Below are 14,552 nucleotides of genomic sequence, written 5' to 3' on the forward strand. Positions count from 1 at the left end.
ACGGAAAGGAGTGCGGTATGAGGTCGGAGTATCGGCGCGGAATTCTGAAATTCGGAATTGCGGCGGCCATGATTGCGGTGGCCATGGTTTGCCGTTATCTGACTAAGACAGAGGATCTCAGCGACTTGGTGTGGAATGCCCTGTCGCTGCTTCGCACCGGAATTTACCTTTCGCTAATCTATATGTGGATGCTGTCCATTCGCTTTCGGATTCGTCAGAGTCAGGTTCGAAACTATCTGATGATGACCGGATTCCTGCTTCTGTTCTGGTTTGGATTGCGGACCTGCAAGTACAATTACGTGCACAGCATGAACGGCAGTTGCATCTGCTGGTACGGGTTCTATATCCCGATGGTACTCATTCCTCAGATGGCGGTTTTCGTTGCCTGTTGTCTGGGCAAAAGGGAGGATTACCGGATTCCGTGGGGATATCGCCTTCTGTACATTCCTTCCACCATCGCAATTGCTGTGGTTTTGACCAATTCCTTTCATCAAAAGGTGTTTATCTTTCCTCCGGGAGCGGAAAATCCGTTAGCGGATTACACCTATGGACCGGCGTACTACTGCGTCATCGGTTGGATTCTGGCGGAAGTGACACTGTTCTTTGCAATTTTATTTCTAAGGAGACACAGAAGTAAGCTGAGATGGCGAAACAGTATTGTATTCCTGCCGATTTTGGTGATGATTGGATATTCCATCCTCTATATTCGGAAGGCGCGCTTCATCTATTGGTTCGCGGGGGATATGACGGCCGCATTGACGGTAATGATACTGGCGACTTGGGAGCTCTGCATTGCGCTCTCCATTATCCCGTCCAACAGCAACCACGCCATGCTGTTCCGATATTCCACGGTGGGAGCCAAGATTACGGATTCGCAGCTGAATATCATCTACAGGTCCGAAGGGGCTCGGGTGCTCAACAAAAAAACGCTGTTGCAGGCACTGATTCGTCCCATTAACTTTGATAAATTTCGTTTGGCGGGAACGAAAATTCGAGGCGGATACGTATTCTGGAATGAGAATATTTCGGATGTTCGGAAAACGATGCAGGAACTGCAGAGCATTCGGGAGCAGTTGCGGGAGAAGAACCGGCTGTTGCAAAGCGAGGTGAAACTGCAGGAAGAAAAAGCGCGAATTAACGAACAGATTCGTTTGTACGATTCCATTCGGAGTGAAATCCACCCAAAGCTCAGTCAGTTGGAGACTCTGCTGGAACAGATGGATGTGGATTCCATTGAGGGGTGGATGCAAATCTGTGTGCTGGGAACCTATATTAAACGGAGGAGCAATCTAATTCTTCTGGGAGAGGAATCGGGTCAAATTCCGGTCCGAGAGCTGGAACTGTCCCTGCAGGAATCCATGGAGAATTTGAAATTATGTCGGGTTCCGGGAAATATGATTTGTCGAGGTGCCGGATATATCGATAAAGAAAATGCGGTGCGGTTATACGATGCGGCGGAATGGCTGTTGGAACAGGTTTGGAAGACCATTCGGGCGTTTATCATTACCGTGGCAATTCAAGACAACGCTGGGTATGTGGCGTTCAACGTAGACGGAACGCCGGACGTGCTGGGAGATGCGAAAACTGTTTTTATGGAAGAATTCGGTTTGCCTTGCGATATCCAGATTCAGGAGAGGGATATTCGGATTCGAGTGGAAGTGGGAACAGGAGGAACGGAACAATGAGTGGTTTCGGGGACTTCGGCACGATTGTTCAGTCGGTGGATTTGATTTTCATGTTTCTAAACTGGGCGACGAGCCTTTTCGTCGTAATCGGTGTATTGATGGCACGGGGAAAGCGGATGATGCGGGACTTGCTGATGGCACTGCTGCTCTTCGCCGTGGATTCCTGGTTTCTGCTGCTGTTTACCGGAGGCGTGGACATGGATTTTCCCAAGGCGTGGGTACTGATGCCGATTGTGCTGGCGGTTTTTATGAGCATGAAAACCGATCTCTACACCGCCCAATCCAGGAATCAGAAAATCAGCCGGTTCTCCATTCAGGAGAGTACCAATAAATTCCCAATCGGCTTGTGCTTCAGCCGACTGGATGGCCATCCCTATTTGGTGAATGCCCGGATGGATGAACTGAGCTATCGGATTGCCGATCAACCGGTGATGAATGCCAACGAATTCTTTGCTCAGGTGCAGGCGGGAAACCGGGAGGGCATTTGCCGAACGGAGAGAGACGGAATTCCCTTGCTGCGATTCCCGGATGGCCGCACATGGAGCTTTCAAAAGGAACTGTTGAAGACCGATGGGGAAGAGATTCTGCAGATTGTTGCAATCGATACCACGGAACTGGAGCTGCTTCTGGAGAAGCGGAGGAATGAGAACCGGGAATTAGAGGAAATCAATCACAGACTTCAGGAATACGGAACGTCGGTGGAATCTTTGGCGACGGCAAAGGAATGGCTGGATACGAAGATGCGGATTCATGACACAATCGGGCAGAATCTGATGGTAACTAAGTACCTGTTCTACGATAAGGGGGATGAGGCCCGGCGCGAAGCGATTCGCGAGAATTGGAAGAGAACGGTGAGAATGCTGCAGTACGACGAGGATGTGGTGGAACCGGATGACGGGATGAAGTACTTCCTGGATGCGGCCCGAAAAGTAGGCGTTGCGGTTCGTCTGGATGGGTCGATACCGAAAACACCGTCGGTTCGGGAGTTGATTGCCGCCAGCGGAATTCAAATGCTGACCAATGCGGTGCGCCATGCGGATGCCCGGGAACTGTGGGTGATTATCGAAGATGAACCCATGAATTACCGAATGCTTTTCTACAACGAGGTGAAGGAGGAAGCGAAGGTCGGTTCCGGCAACGTTGTTGAGGGCGGCGGCCTTTCGGGGCTTCGAAAGAAGGTGGAGGAACTGGGCGGAATAATGTCGGTTGCTTCCGGAGAATACTTCCAAGTTGAAATTATTATGCCAAAAGGAGGTCGCGACTATGTATAATGTAATGATTGTAGAAGACGATCCGATGGCGAGGCGCCTTCTGGAAATTATGGTAACTTCCGACGAGTCCTATCACTTGGCGGTATCGGTGGAAAGTGCTTCCGTTGCGGAAGTCTATTGCATGACGGAAGCCATCGATTTGATTCTGATGGATGTGTGCACCGCTCTCCATGCCAGCGGACTGGATGCAGCCATTAAGATTAAGAAGCTGTTTCCGCAGATTCGGATTATTATCATCACCAGCCTTCTGGAATGCAGTTTCATAGAACGCGCTCGAGAGGGCGGAGTGGACAGCTTCTGGTACAAAGATCCTTTTGAAAATAAACTGCTGGATATTATGAATCGGACTATGATGGGAGAATCCATCTACCCGGATCAAAGTCCTACTTCCAATATGGGACTAGCTACTAGCTCGGAGTTTACAGAAAGGGAATTGGATGTACTTCGGGAACTGATTAGCGGAGATACGGATGAGATGATTGCAGAGCGGTTGAACCTGTCGGTACATACCATAAAAAAACACGTAAAAAGCATGTTTCAGAAGACGGGCTGTACCACCCGAACTCAGCTTGCGGTGATGGCGCTGGAGAGCGGGATTGTGGTTCGCGGAATTTAGACAGAGAACGTCATAAAAATTAATTATAAGAATAATAAAAGGCGAGTACCTCAGCTCTCTTTAAAGCTGGAAGCACGCGCCTTTTCTCGTTTCTTGTTATGAAATTATTTTTCATCTTCCTGCAAGAGGGATTCTTCGAATCGATGATCCGATTCCTGTTCCTCCAACACCCGGTGGTATTCTTCAAAAATTGCGTCGCAAATTTTTTCGCGAGTCTTTGCAGTGAGGGGGTGAGCGATATCGCGGAAATCGCCATTTCCTAACTTCTTATTGGGCATGGCGATAAATTCGCCATTGCTTCCGTTGATGATCTTGATGTCGTGAACGACGAATTCGTTGTCGATTGTAATGGAAACGACGGCCTTCATCTTCTCATCATCGGTAATCTTTCGTATGCGTACGTCTGTAATTTTCATCAATAGCCTTCCTAATATGGATTGTTCCTACACGTTTTCCAACGATATTATATAACGACAGAACAAAAAAATCAATGGAATTCTAATCAGAGTGTTATATTTCTCAGTTCATTTTTTTAAAAGGGGTTTTAAAATGACAATTGAAAAAATGACCGGATTAAGGGGAGCCGTATTCTTGTATTACGGTGAAAAATACTCTATAATAACTCTGTATGATTCATCAGGAGGTGTGTTGATTGGAGAGCATTTCAAATTACAAAAGAATACATTGTCTCGGAATCGGCGGAATCGGACTTTCTGCGGTTGCCGAGATTCTACAGAATAACGGACATATCGTGTCCGGAACGGATTTAAATGAAACCGACGTGACCCGACATTTGGAAAGCGTGGGCATTCGCGTGGTGTATGAGCATCGTGCCGACAATGTGGACGGTGTGGATGCCGTCGTGTATTCCGCAGCGGTTTCGGCAGAGAAGCCGGAAATGGTTCGCGCGAAAGAACTGGGCATTCCATGTTTCAGCCGTGCAGAGGTTCTGGGAATGATTATGGAGCATTACAAGAACAGCGTGGCGATTTGTGGAACTCACGGAAAGACCACGGTAACATCCATGACTTCCCTGATTCTGCGGAACGCGAAGTACAAGCCGACGATTTTGGTTGGCGGAAATCTGGATGAGATTAACGGAAACGTGGAAATCGGGGAGAACGAGTACTTTGTCACAGAGGCCTGTGAGTACATGGACAGCTTCCTGCATCTGCGTCCTCGTATCGGGGTGCTGCTGAACATCGATTCCGATCATCTGGATTATTTCAAGAACATCAATAATATCAAGAAGTCCTTCCGTCAGTTCGTGGAGCAGATTCCGAAAGAGGGCGTGGTAATTGCCTTTGACGGAAATCCGTTTGTTCGGGACGTGCTTCAGGGTATGGAAAACCGAATCACCTATGGATATACGGAAAGCAGTGATTACTGCGCGGTGAACATTCAGTTCGATGATAACGGATTCCCGGAATACGACCTGCACTACAAGGGCGAGATGCTGTGCCACGTGCATCTCAGCGTGCCGGGCGAACACAACGTGCTGAATTCCATGGCCGCTTTTGCGACGGCACATTACCTTGGCGTGGATACGGAGGTCATTACGGACACCCTGCTTTCCTATCGAGGAACGCATCGCCGTTTTGATTTTACCGGCTATACTGAAATCGGTGCAAAAATAATCGACGATTATGCTCACCACCCGACGGAAATCAAGGCGACACTGAGTGCGGCAAAGAACATTCGCCACAACGATTTGTGGTGCATCTTCCAGCCTCACACGTACACCAGAACAAAAGCATTGTTCGATGATTTCGTGGATTCCTTCGGAATGGTGGATCATCTGATTATTACGGATATCTACGCTGCGAGGGAGAAGGATGTCTACAACGTATCTTCTCAGAAGCTGGAGGAGGCCATGCAGGAGAAACATCCGGATAAGGATATTCGATACATGGGCGATTTTGAAAGCATTGCAGAATATGTTGGTAAAAATGCCGGAAAAGATGATATCATTATTACGATGGGTGCCGGTGATGTCTACAAGATCGGAAAGATGCTGCGCACCGATGAGAGCAAAGGAGAATAGATGAATTTTGAAGAGTATCGTTCCCGGGAAAGCGAGCGAATTCAGGCGAACCGGAAACGTATGGAAGAAGACGGAGTCATTTTTCAAGATATTTACAACGCGTATATCGACGACTCTGTGGTAATTGAAGAAGGAGCTTTTATCGCCTGCAATGTTACCCTGAAAGGAAATACTGTAATCCATCGGGAGGCATTTATCGGACAGTCCTCTTACCTGGAGAATGCAGAAATCGGTGCCGGAACGAAGGTTCAGACCTCATACATTCTGGACAGTAAGGTGGGAGAGAACACCACGGTGGGACCTTTTGCCTATATTCGTCCGGGAAGCGTAATCGGCAATGAATGTAAGGTGGGCGACTTCGTGGAAGTGAAGAATTCCACTTTCGGCGACGGGAGCAAATCCTCTCATTTAACCTATATCGGTGATGCGGATGTCGGAAAGAATGTAAATCTGGGTTGCGGCGTGGTATTCGTGAACTACGACGGCGCGAAGAAATATCGCTCAAAGGTGGGAGATGACAGCTTTATCGGCTGCAATTCGAACCTGGTTGCACCGGTAAACGTGGGCGACGGTGTCTATGTGGCAGCGGCAACCACCATAACGGAAGACGTTCCTTCCGATGCGCTTTGCATTGGACGCGTTCGCGCGGAGAATAAAGAAGGCTGGGTATCCAAGAGAAAGATTCTCAAGAAGGACCAGTAGGACAATCGTTACTTAATTTTTTATTTCTAATATATGCTTAGGGGGTATATACACATGGAAACAAAGGCTTTTTCCAACATGAAACTTTTCGCATGCAACTCGCATCCGGAGTTGGCAAAGGAAATTGCAGATCTGATGGGCGTAGAACTGGGAAAGGCAACCGTTAGCAAGTTCAGCGACGGTGAGATTTCTGTCAGCATCTGGGAGTCCGTTCGTGACAAGGATGTATTCATCATTCAGTCTACCGGAAATCCGGTAAACGACAATCTGATGGAACTCCTGATCATGGTGGATGCCATGAAGAGAGCGTCTGCAGGCAGCATCAATGCGGTAATTCCGTATTACGGTTATGCTCGTCAGGACAGAAAAGCAAAGGCCAGAGATCCGATTACGGCAAAGCTGGTGGCAGACCTGCTGGTAGCAGCCGGTGTGGACCGGGTGATCACCATGGATCTTCACGCAAACCAGATTCAGGGATATTTCGACATTCCGGTAGACCATATGATCGGACTGCCGACTCTGACGGAATACTTCATTAAGAAGGAGATGGAAGACGTCGTTATCGTATCTCCGGACCACGGAAGCGTACCGAGAGCAAGAAACATGGCAGAGCGCATGAACTGCCCGATTGCGATCGTGGACAAGAGAAGACCGGAGCCGAACAAGAGCGAAATCATGAACATCATCGGAGATATCAAGGGTAAGAACTGTATCATTCTCGATGATATGATCGATACCGCAGGAACCATCACCAATGCGGCAAATGCCATCAAGGACATGGGCGCAAAAGAAGTATACGCATGTGCTACCCACGGCGTACTGTCCGGTCCGGCTATCGAGAGATTGGAAAAAAGTGCGATTAAGGAACTGGTAATTCTGAACACATTGCCGATTCCGGAAGAGAAGAAAATTGACAAGATGACCATTCTCTCCGCTGCACCGATTTTCGCTGAAACGATTTCCAGAGTATATACGCACGGTTCTGTCAGTGCAATGTTTAACTAATCCATGTATATCATTGTAGGACTAGGTAATCCGGGCTCAAAGTATGAGAACACAAGACACAATATGGGGTTCAAGGCCATCGATGCCATGGCATCGGAATTCGGAATTGATGTGAATCGGGCCAAATTCAAAGGCTTAATCGGAGAGGGACGCATCGGAAGCGAAAAGGTAATTTTACTGAAGCCTCAGACCTATATGAACCTCAGCGGGCAGTCGGTTCGGGAGATTATGAATTTCTATAAAATCCCGGAAGAGAATTTAATCGTAATTTACGATGATTTCGATCTGCCCATCGGGTCGATTCGTGTTCGAAAAAGCGGCGGTCCCGGAACACATAATGGAATGAAGTCCGTGATTCAGGAACTGGGATCTCGGAAATTCCCCCGGGTTCGGGTGGGAATTGGCAGCAGTGACGGTTCCACCATCCAATTTGTCATTGGAAAAGTGGGGAAGGATGAACAGCAAATTCTGAACGAAGCGGCAGAGGCAGCAGCATCTGCGGCAGCGGATATTATTCGCATTGGAATTGAAAATGCGATGAACATCCATAATACAAGAAAGAGCGAAAAAAAGGATGATCATTAACTTCACAGGGGTAAGCGGCAGTCGTGTCGCTTACCTCGCTTCCAAAGAAATAAAGAATTACAACTCAACATTAATCGTGGTATCTTCCGGCCTTGTTGCGGACAGGCTCAGGGAAGATATTTCTTTTTTTGTACCCGATATTTCGGTTCAGGCACTTCCGGAAAAAGAAGATTTTCATTTTCTCTACGAAGCCCGAGACAAGGACGAATTGGTGCGGCGAATTCGCGGCATGGAGTCATTGGCGGGAACTTCCCACGATGTTGTTATCGTGCCGATTTCCGCCTTGCTTCCGCCGGTGGATGAAAAAGCGCATTTTCTGAAGTATCGGCGAATGCTCCGGCTGGGGGATGAGGTGGATCCGGATGAGCTGAAGAACTTTCTGGTTCAAGCCGGATACGAGTACAACAGCGTTACCTCCGCCCCCGGAGAATTCAGCGGACGAGGCGATATCATTGATGTATATTCCCCTTCCATGGAGAACCCGGTGCGAATCGAATTCTTCGATACGGAAATCGACTCCTTGCGAACTTTCGATTCCGTTTCCCAGCGATCCGTAGAGTCCATTTCGCAATTCCAAATCGTCCCGGCGGTGGAATTCATGCCGGAACCGGAAGCGGTGGAGAAAGCCTTAGTGCGGATTGAAAAAGAGTACCGGAAGCGAATTGACGAGCTGAAGGAGCAGCGGGAAAAAGAAAATCTGAAAGACGGCCGAATCGAACGGTATGAAGAGGAGTTGGGCCGCGTCCGAGAGATGTTCCGCAACCGCACCAACCTGCCGATTTTTTCGGAATACATATCCTATTTTGATGTGCCGGAAACCCGGATGTGGAACTATATGGACAACGGTTTGGTGCTGGTGTACGACCCGGCCCGAATCGGAGAAGCCATTCCGGAATATCAGGACAAGGATTCCTTCCTTCGGATGTACCGGGAGTGTGAGAATATTCGGATTACCACTCCTTTTCCGGAGCGTATCGAAGGCGTGGACCGGCTGGATGAAATTCAAAATATTGAAAGCCGTCCGGTGGCACCCTTTAACGGACAGCTGCAGATGCTGGCCTCCTCTGTCAAGGGGTATCTGAAGAAGGGCTATGAAGTGCACCTGGTGTCCTCCACGGAAGAACGGGGAGCTCGGCTGCGGGAATACCTGGACGAAGGGGGCATTCACGGAAATCTTTTATACGATACCGGAAACTTAAGCGCCGGACTAATTCTGGAAGAAGAACGATTATGTTATATTTCGGAAAATGATATTTTTCCGGGACAGAAGAAAGCCCTTCGCCGAAAGAAAAAGAAATCTCCGTCCATCGATTTCTCGGATCTTCAGAAGGGCGATTACGTGGTACACGAGGTTCACGGAATCGGTCGATTCGAAGGAATCAAGACGCTGGAGACGGACGGAGAAGCGAAGGATTATCTGAAAATTCATTACGCCGGATCGGATGTGCTGTACATTCCGACGGAGCAGCTGGATATCATTCAGCGGTATATCGGAAATGAAGGAAATGCACCGCGCCTGTCGAAGCTTTCCGGCGGAGAATGGCGGCGTACCCGGGATCGGGTTCGAAAATCCGTCATGGAAATTGCGGAGGATCTAGTGAAACTCTATGCGGAGCGGGAAGCGGCCGGTGGATATGCCTTTTCCAAAGACACGGTGTGGCAGCGGGAATTCGAGGATGATTTTCCGTACACGGAAACGGAAGATCAGCTGCAGGCCATTGCGGAAATCAAGGAAGATATGGAGAAACCGCTGCCGATGGATCGCCTGCTTTGCGGTGATGTGGGGTACGGAAAGACGGAAGTGGCGGCTCGGGCGATTTTCAAGTGCATTTCCGAAGGACGTCAGGCGGTTCTGCTGGCACCCACCACTTTGTTGGCGGATCAGCATTACCATACCCTAAAGGCGCGTTTTGAGAAATTCCCTTTTGAAATTGAAATGCTCTCCCGTTTCCGAACGGATGCGGAACAGACGAAGATTATCGAAAAGCTGAAAAAAGGAACCTTGGATCTGGTCATCGGAACTCACCGAGTGCTGTCCGATGATGTGAAGTACAAGGATTTGGGATTGCTGGTCATCGATGAAGAGCAGCGCTTCGGCGTGAAGCACAAGGAAAAAATCAAGATGCTGCGGAAGAACATCGATGTACTGACCCTGTCGGCCACACCGATTCCGCGGACGCTGAACATGTCTTTAACCGGAATTAAGAATATCAGCACCATCGAGGAACCGCCGCAGGATCGTCTTCCGGTGCAGACTTACGTGACGCCGGAAGATGAAACCCTGATTCAGGAAGTCATCGAACGGGAACTGAATCGAAACGGTCAGGTGTTCGTCATCTACAATCGGATTAAAGGCATTCGAAAAGTGGCGGAGACCATTCAGGAATTGGTGCCTCAGGCACGGGTTGGCGTCGGTCACGGACGGCTGGATGAGCGAAGCTTGGAGAACGTGATGGTGGATTTCGTGGAGCATCGTACGGACGTACTGGTATCCACCACGATTATCGAAACGGGAATCGACATTCCAAATGCCAACACCATCATCATCCTGGATGCGGACCGAATGGGTCTGTCTCAGCTGTATCAGCTCCGAGGCCGCGTAGGCCGATCCGATACCCTGGCGTACGCATATCTGACTTATAAGCCGGAGAAGGTCCTTACGGAGATTGCCCGGAAACGATTGGCGGCCATTCGGGAATTCACGGAATTCGGTGCGGGCTTCAAGTTGGCCATGCGAGATCTGGAACTTCGCGGTGCCGGAAACGTGCTGGGAGAAGCGCAGCACGGTCACATTGAAGGTATCGGATACGAGCTGTACTGCAAGGAAATCGAACGGGCGGTCAGCCGCTTGAAAGGGGAGGATGTGACCGAAAGCCGTTCGGAGAGCACCTTGGAGTTCAACGTACCGGCACGGATTCCGAAGCAGTATATCGGAGACGAAACCCTCAAGCTTCAGGCGTACAAAAAGATTGCCCAGATTGAGACGGAAGAAGATGCAGATGATGTAATGGAAGAGATGATGGATCGGTATGGAGATATGCCGGAGGTCATGGTGAATCTGATTCGGATTGCGGAAATCCGAAGCGCATCGGAACGCCTGGGTATTGAAATCCTGAAACAACTGGGTAATCGGGTGCAGATCACATTCTACGAAACGAACCGCATAACGGCCTACGGGCTTGTTATGGCCACTCAGGCGCTGGGGAAAAAATTGACGATTCAGAGCGGAAAAATACCGTCGCTGAGCCTGTTCGTGGGTACGAACGACGTGTTAAAGCAGGTGTTAACGCTTCTTCGAATTCTGCAGAAAAAAGAACCGGAAGAGCAAAAGGAGGAACTCAGATGATTTTTGAAAAAATTGGATTGATCGATTCGTCATTTCAGTATCAGTCGGATATGACCGTTGTAACCAAAGGTAATCGGATTGTCTATATCGGTTCCGAAAAACCTTCGGAGGAAATCACCCGTGAAGGCGGCCCGGTCTATGACGGAACGGGAAAAGTACTTTTGCCGGGATTCTACAATGCCCACGGCCATTCCCCCATGTGTTTGATGCGAGGCTATGGAGAGAACCTTCCGCTGGATGAGTGGCTGAACAACCGGATTTTCCCTTTTGAGGCGAAGTTGTACCGCAAGGGCGTGTATTGGAGCACCCTCCTGACCATGGCAGAATCCATCCGTTACGGCATCGTTTCCACCTCGGATATGTATATGTTCTGCGATGATATGATTCGCAGCATTTCGGAAAGCGGAATGAAGAGCAACATCTGCCATTCCGTAACGAATTTCACCGGAGCGGCGCCGGAAAAGAATCCTTCCTTCAAGAACATGAAGGATTTGATTCTCATGTACGACGGATTTGAAGATGGTCGGATTCACACCGATGCCTGCCTTCATGCAGAATACACGAACGATGAGCAGACCGTTCGGGCGGTGGCGGAAGTTGCCCGGGAGTTCGGCGTTCCGATTCAGGTGCACGTGTCGGAAACGGAGAAAGAGACGCGGGAATGCATGGAGCGCCACGGCGGACGCACCCCGGTAAAATACCTGTCAGACATGGGATTCTTCGATTCTCCGGTGACGGCGGCCCATTGCGTGTGGCTGAACGACGAGGATCGGCAGATTCTGGCAGAGGGAAAAGCCACGGTTGCGGTGAATGCCACCAGCAATCTGAAACTGGGCAGCGGAATTTGCGACACGCCAAAACTCCTGAAGGCGGGGGTGTCGCTTGCTCTCGGTACCGACAGCGTTGCCAGCAACAACAATCTGGACTTCTTCGAAGAGATGAAGCTCTTCGCCCTTCTGGAAAAAATAAAAGGCGGCGCGGATACCATCGTCCGGCCGGAAGATGTGCTGTATGCGGCCACCAGAGCCGGCGCCCTGTCTCAGGGTCGGGAGGATTGCGGCCTGATTCAGGAAGGATTCAAGGCGGACCTGATTGTGGTGGATGCGGATGTGCCGAACATGCAGCCGGTGCACAGCATGCTGAACAACCTTGTGTACTCCGCGTCCGGCAAAGATGTGCGGCTCACCATGGTGGATGGAAAGGTGCTGTATCAGGATGGAGAATATACCACCATTGACTTGGAAAAGGTAATGACGGAAACCGATAACGCTCGGAAAAAGATACTGAACAGCCTGAATCGGTAGACCGAGCCAAACGAATCTTTTTTTACCGGAAAAAGAATAGGAGAAAAAATGCGACTGGATAAATTTTTGAAGATTTCTAGAATTATAAAAAGAAGAACGGTAGCGAAGGAAGCCTGCGAGCAGGGCCGCGTTCAGGTGAACGGAAAAGTGGCCAAGCCGGGGGTGGAAGTGAAGGTGGACGACCTTATCACGGTAACCTTTGGAACCAGCGAATTGACGGTACAGGTCAAAAAACTAACCGAGTCCTGCAAGAAACAGGACTCGGAAGGGATGTACGAAATAATCAGCTAAATGCCCTTTAAGCTGCCGGTCGGTAAATTTGCCGGGTTGCTTTGCTCAGCACGAGAATCAGTGCGGTGTCGATTGGCACGCAAAGGAGCTCTTTGACGAATCTGGCCGGCAGCATTGCCATGTAGCCTTTGCCCAGGATAATGGTGAGCCAGAAGGTATTCACCAGAAGATTGATGCCCAATACCACTGTGATGACGGCTGCAAGACTCGTTCCCACTGTCACCTTGCGTTTGTGCAGGAAAAGGCCGTAGATGATGCCTGTGAGGCAGGCGGAAACCGTGAAGCCCGGGAAGTAGGCGCCGGTTGGAAAAATGAGGCTTCCCAGAATGTCGGCCAGCGCGTAGGCGCCGCCGCCCCATATTGGACCGTAGTACATTGCGACGATTACCATCGGCAGAAAGCCGAAACTGATTCGGAGCATCGGCGTGCTGATGCCCACGAAGCGGGTCAAGATGACTTCCAGCGCAATGAGAATGGCGGTAATAACGAGCTTTTCAGTGTTTGTTCTTTTTCTTTCCATTAAAAAATCTCCTTAAGATTATAATAAAAGAAGTAACGTAAACTGCTGGTATTATAATCAGGAGATTCTATATTTCCTCTATAATATTTGCAGTAGTGGATGCAATATCAAACCGCAACATGTCGTTTTCGGTCACAGACAACATCCCATTCTGTGAAACTTAACGCTTGATATTTACTCTACCGTCCTCGAATATACCACAAAAGGTACAATAGAACAACCGCAAAATTGCATTTTCGAAAATCTCGATTTTTCTCGATTTTTTAGGGATATGATTTTATCCTCTTTCGTATTAGAATGAAAATACTTCATGAAGCAGGAAAAGAGAGTGTAGAGTGATGATATTCCAGGGGGGAGAAATATGGAAAAAGACGGTAATGGAAGCAAGGACGTAATCCCGATTATAACGAAAGAGCGATACTGCAAGATAAAGGTGGATGAAATTGAATTCATCGAACAGATTGAGAGCATGCTCCATATCATGACTATTGAGCATCAGGAGTACATCTTCCGGGGAAAAATAGAGGACATTGTGCCGATTATTTCCGGGAAAAGCTTCTATCGGGTGATGAAGAAGCTGGTGGTGAATTTTGATAATGTACAGAACATGGGTAAAAGCACTATGAATTTCGTCTCCGGAATTACGTACGGAATCGGACGGAACAATTTTCTGAAGGCTCGGCGGGCATATAAAAACTATCTGTATGGGTATCCGCCGTTTCTGGGAAGGGAAGAACGTCACGGGAGCAATGTAGCGGAAACCTTTGAATATCAAGGTAGAGAGGAGGATATGGAGGAGGAATAAAATAAAATTAAAAAAGTTCTTGCTTTTTGGTTGCAGCAGCAGTATAATAAAAAAGCTCTCAGGAAAAATGTTCATGAGAGAAGCGCTGAAAGGCTGAAACAAAACTTTTTAAAAAAAAATTTAAAAAGTGCTTGACAACGCCTTGAAGGTGCGATATACTAAATGAGCTGTTTCACTTGAGACAGCGAGAACCTTGAAAACTTCATAGTGCAGAACCGGTCAAAGACGGAACACATTTCGATGGAGATTCTGTCTAAGATCAGTATAAGAGACAAACGATGTACAAATGACTTTAAGTCATACACTGTAATCGGATGTCCCTGTACAATTCTAAACACAAACAATAATGATTCGGAAACGAGTCGAGACGCGAACGCG

The 14,552-nt window shown here is 48.7% G+C and carries 13 protein-coding genes and 1 riboswitch; of the genes, 11 read left to right on the plus strand and 2 right to left on the minus strand.

What is annotated here, in order from left to right; translation table 11 throughout:
- Positions 1-17: 17 nt before the first annotated feature.
- From FYJ65_RS05410 to FYJ65_RS05420, 3 genes are read left to right on the plus strand one after another with little or no spacing between them, the layout of a single operon-like run.
- On the plus strand, positions 18-1,685 hold the full coding sequence (locus tag FYJ65_RS05410) for a histidine kinase N-terminal 7TM domain-containing protein (protein WP_154554333.1): 1,668 nt from the start codon (positions 18-20) through the stop codon (positions 1,683-1,685).
- On the plus strand, positions 1,682-2,956 hold the full coding sequence (locus tag FYJ65_RS05415; protein WP_154554334.1) for a sensor histidine kinase: 1,275 nt from the start codon (positions 1,682-1,684) through the stop codon (positions 2,954-2,956). The genes FYJ65_RS05410 and FYJ65_RS05415 overlap by 4 nt, the downstream gene beginning before the upstream one ends.
- A complete protein-coding gene (locus tag FYJ65_RS05420) occupies positions 2,949-3,572 on the plus strand; it encodes a response regulator transcription factor (protein WP_154554335.1) in 624 nt (207 codons plus the stop codon). Before FYJ65_RS05415 ends, FYJ65_RS05420 begins: the two co-directional genes overlap by 8 nt.
- Positions 3,573-3,676: 104 nt before the next feature.
- Here the strand turns inward: FYJ65_RS05420 and spoVG are convergent, their stop codons facing one another.
- Positions 3,677-3,988 carry a septation regulator SpoVG gene (gene spoVG, locus FYJ65_RS05425; protein WP_154554336.1) on the minus strand — a complete coding sequence of 104 codons (312 nt, stop codon included), beginning with the start codon at positions 3,986-3,988 and terminating at the stop codon, positions 3,677-3,679.
- A gap of 236 nt (positions 3,989-4,224) precedes the next feature.
- On the opposite strand from spoVG, the gene murC reads away from it, so the two are divergent.
- The 7 genes from murC to FYJ65_RS05460 are packed head-to-tail and all read left to right on the plus strand — an operon-like array spanning position 4,225 to position 12,849.
- Positions 4,225-5,616 carry a UDP-N-acetylmuramate--L-alanine ligase gene (gene murC / locus FYJ65_RS05430; RefSeq protein ID WP_154554337.1) on the plus strand — a complete coding sequence of 464 codons (1,392 nt, stop codon included), beginning with the start codon at positions 4,225-4,227 and terminating at the stop codon, positions 5,614-5,616.
- Positions 5,617-6,318 carry a DapH/DapD/GlmU-related protein gene (locus FYJ65_RS05435; RefSeq protein WP_154554338.1) on the plus strand — a complete coding sequence of 234 codons (702 nt, stop codon included), beginning with the start codon at positions 5,617-5,619 and terminating at the stop codon, positions 6,316-6,318. It abuts the gene before it with no gap.
- A gap of 54 nt (positions 6,319-6,372) precedes the next feature.
- Entirely contained in the window at positions 6,373-7,323 is a 951-nt protein-coding gene (locus FYJ65_RS05440; RefSeq protein WP_154554339.1) for a ribose-phosphate diphosphokinase, read from the plus strand.
- A 3-nt stretch (positions 7,324-7,326) separates the two neighbouring features.
- The gene (gene pth / locus FYJ65_RS05445) at positions 7,327-7,908 is read left to right on the plus strand and encodes an aminoacyl-tRNA hydrolase (RefSeq protein WP_154554340.1); all 582 of its coding nucleotides are present in this window, start codon (positions 7,327-7,329) and stop codon (positions 7,906-7,908) included.
- Positions 7,898-11,254 (plus strand): transcription-repair coupling factor, encoded by a 3,357-nt coding sequence (gene mfd / locus FYJ65_RS05450; protein WP_154554341.1) that lies wholly within the window; start codon positions 7,898-7,900, stop codon positions 11,252-11,254. The genes pth and mfd overlap by 11 nt, the downstream gene beginning before the upstream one ends.
- Positions 11,251-12,558, plus strand: coding sequence for an amidohydrolase (locus FYJ65_RS05455; protein ID WP_154554342.1), 1,308 nt, complete (start codon positions 11,251-11,253; stop codon positions 12,556-12,558). Before mfd ends, FYJ65_RS05455 begins: the two co-directional genes overlap by 4 nt.
- A gap of 48 nt (positions 12,559-12,606) precedes the next feature.
- Positions 12,607-12,849 carry an RNA-binding S4 domain-containing protein gene (locus FYJ65_RS05460; protein WP_154554343.1) on the plus strand — a complete coding sequence of 81 codons (243 nt, stop codon included), beginning with the start codon at positions 12,607-12,609 and terminating at the stop codon, positions 12,847-12,849.
- A 7-nt stretch (positions 12,850-12,856) separates the two neighbouring features.
- Here the strand turns inward: FYJ65_RS05460 and FYJ65_RS05465 are convergent, their stop codons facing one another.
- Complete coding sequence (locus FYJ65_RS05465; protein ID WP_154554344.1) at positions 12,857-13,369, minus strand: folate family ECF transporter S component; 513 nt, start codon at positions 13,367-13,369, stop codon at positions 12,857-12,859.
- 91 nt (positions 13,370-13,460) lie between these two features.
- Positions 13,461-13,553, minus strand: a riboswitch (THF riboswitch).
- 177 nt (positions 13,554-13,730) lie between these two features.
- Between FYJ65_RS05465 and FYJ65_RS05470 the strand changes: the two genes are divergently transcribed.
- A complete protein-coding gene (locus FYJ65_RS05470; RefSeq protein WP_154554345.1) occupies positions 13,731-14,174 on the plus strand; it encodes a LytTR family transcriptional regulator DNA-binding domain-containing protein in 444 nt (147 codons plus the stop codon).
- Positions 14,175-14,552 lie beyond the last annotated feature (378 nt).

The organism is Mogibacterium kristiansenii, from assembly GCF_009695905.1.
Lineage (GTDB): Bacteria > Bacillota > Clostridia > Peptostreptococcales > Anaerovoracaceae > Mogibacterium_A > Mogibacterium_A kristiansenii.

Bases quoted from the DNA above. Each gene is read 5' to 3' on its own strand.
- spoVG (WP_154554336.1), bottom strand. From the start codon at position 3,988: ATGAAAATTACAGACGTACGCATACGAAAGATTACCGATGATGAGAAG.
- FYJ65_RS05435 (WP_154554338.1), top strand. From the start codon at position 5,617: ATGAATTTTGAAGAGTATCGTTCCCGGGAAAGCGAGCGAATTCAGGCG.
- FYJ65_RS05440 (WP_154554339.1), top strand. From the start codon at position 6,373: ATGGAAACAAAGGCTTTTTCCAACATGAAACTTTTCGCATGCAACTCG.
- FYJ65_RS05420 (WP_154554335.1), top strand. From the start codon at position 2,949: ATGTATAATGTAATGATTGTAGAAGACGATCCGATGGCGAGGCGCCTT.
- FYJ65_RS05465 (WP_154554344.1), bottom strand. From the start codon at position 13,369: ATGGAAAGAAAAAGAACAAACACTGAAAAGCTCGTTATTACCGCCATT.
- FYJ65_RS05410 (WP_154554333.1), top strand. From the start codon at position 18: ATGAGGTCGGAGTATCGGCGCGGAATTCTGAAATTCGGAATTGCGGCG.
- pth (WP_154554340.1), top strand. From the start codon at position 7,327: ATGTATATCATTGTAGGACTAGGTAATCCGGGCTCAAAGTATGAGAAC.
- FYJ65_RS05455 (WP_154554342.1), top strand. From the start codon at position 11,251: ATGATTTTTGAAAAAATTGGATTGATCGATTCGTCATTTCAGTATCAG.
- FYJ65_RS05460 (WP_154554343.1), top strand. From the start codon at position 12,607: ATGCGACTGGATAAATTTTTGAAGATTTCTAGAATTATAAAAAGAAGA.
- FYJ65_RS05470 (WP_154554345.1), top strand. From the start codon at position 13,731: ATGGAAAAAGACGGTAATGGAAGCAAGGACGTAATCCCGATTATAACG.
- mfd (WP_154554341.1), top strand. From the start codon at position 7,898: ATGATCATTAACTTCACAGGGGTAAGCGGCAGTCGTGTCGCTTACCTC.
- FYJ65_RS05415 (WP_154554334.1), top strand. From the start codon at position 1,682: ATGAGTGGTTTCGGGGACTTCGGCACGATTGTTCAGTCGGTGGATTTG.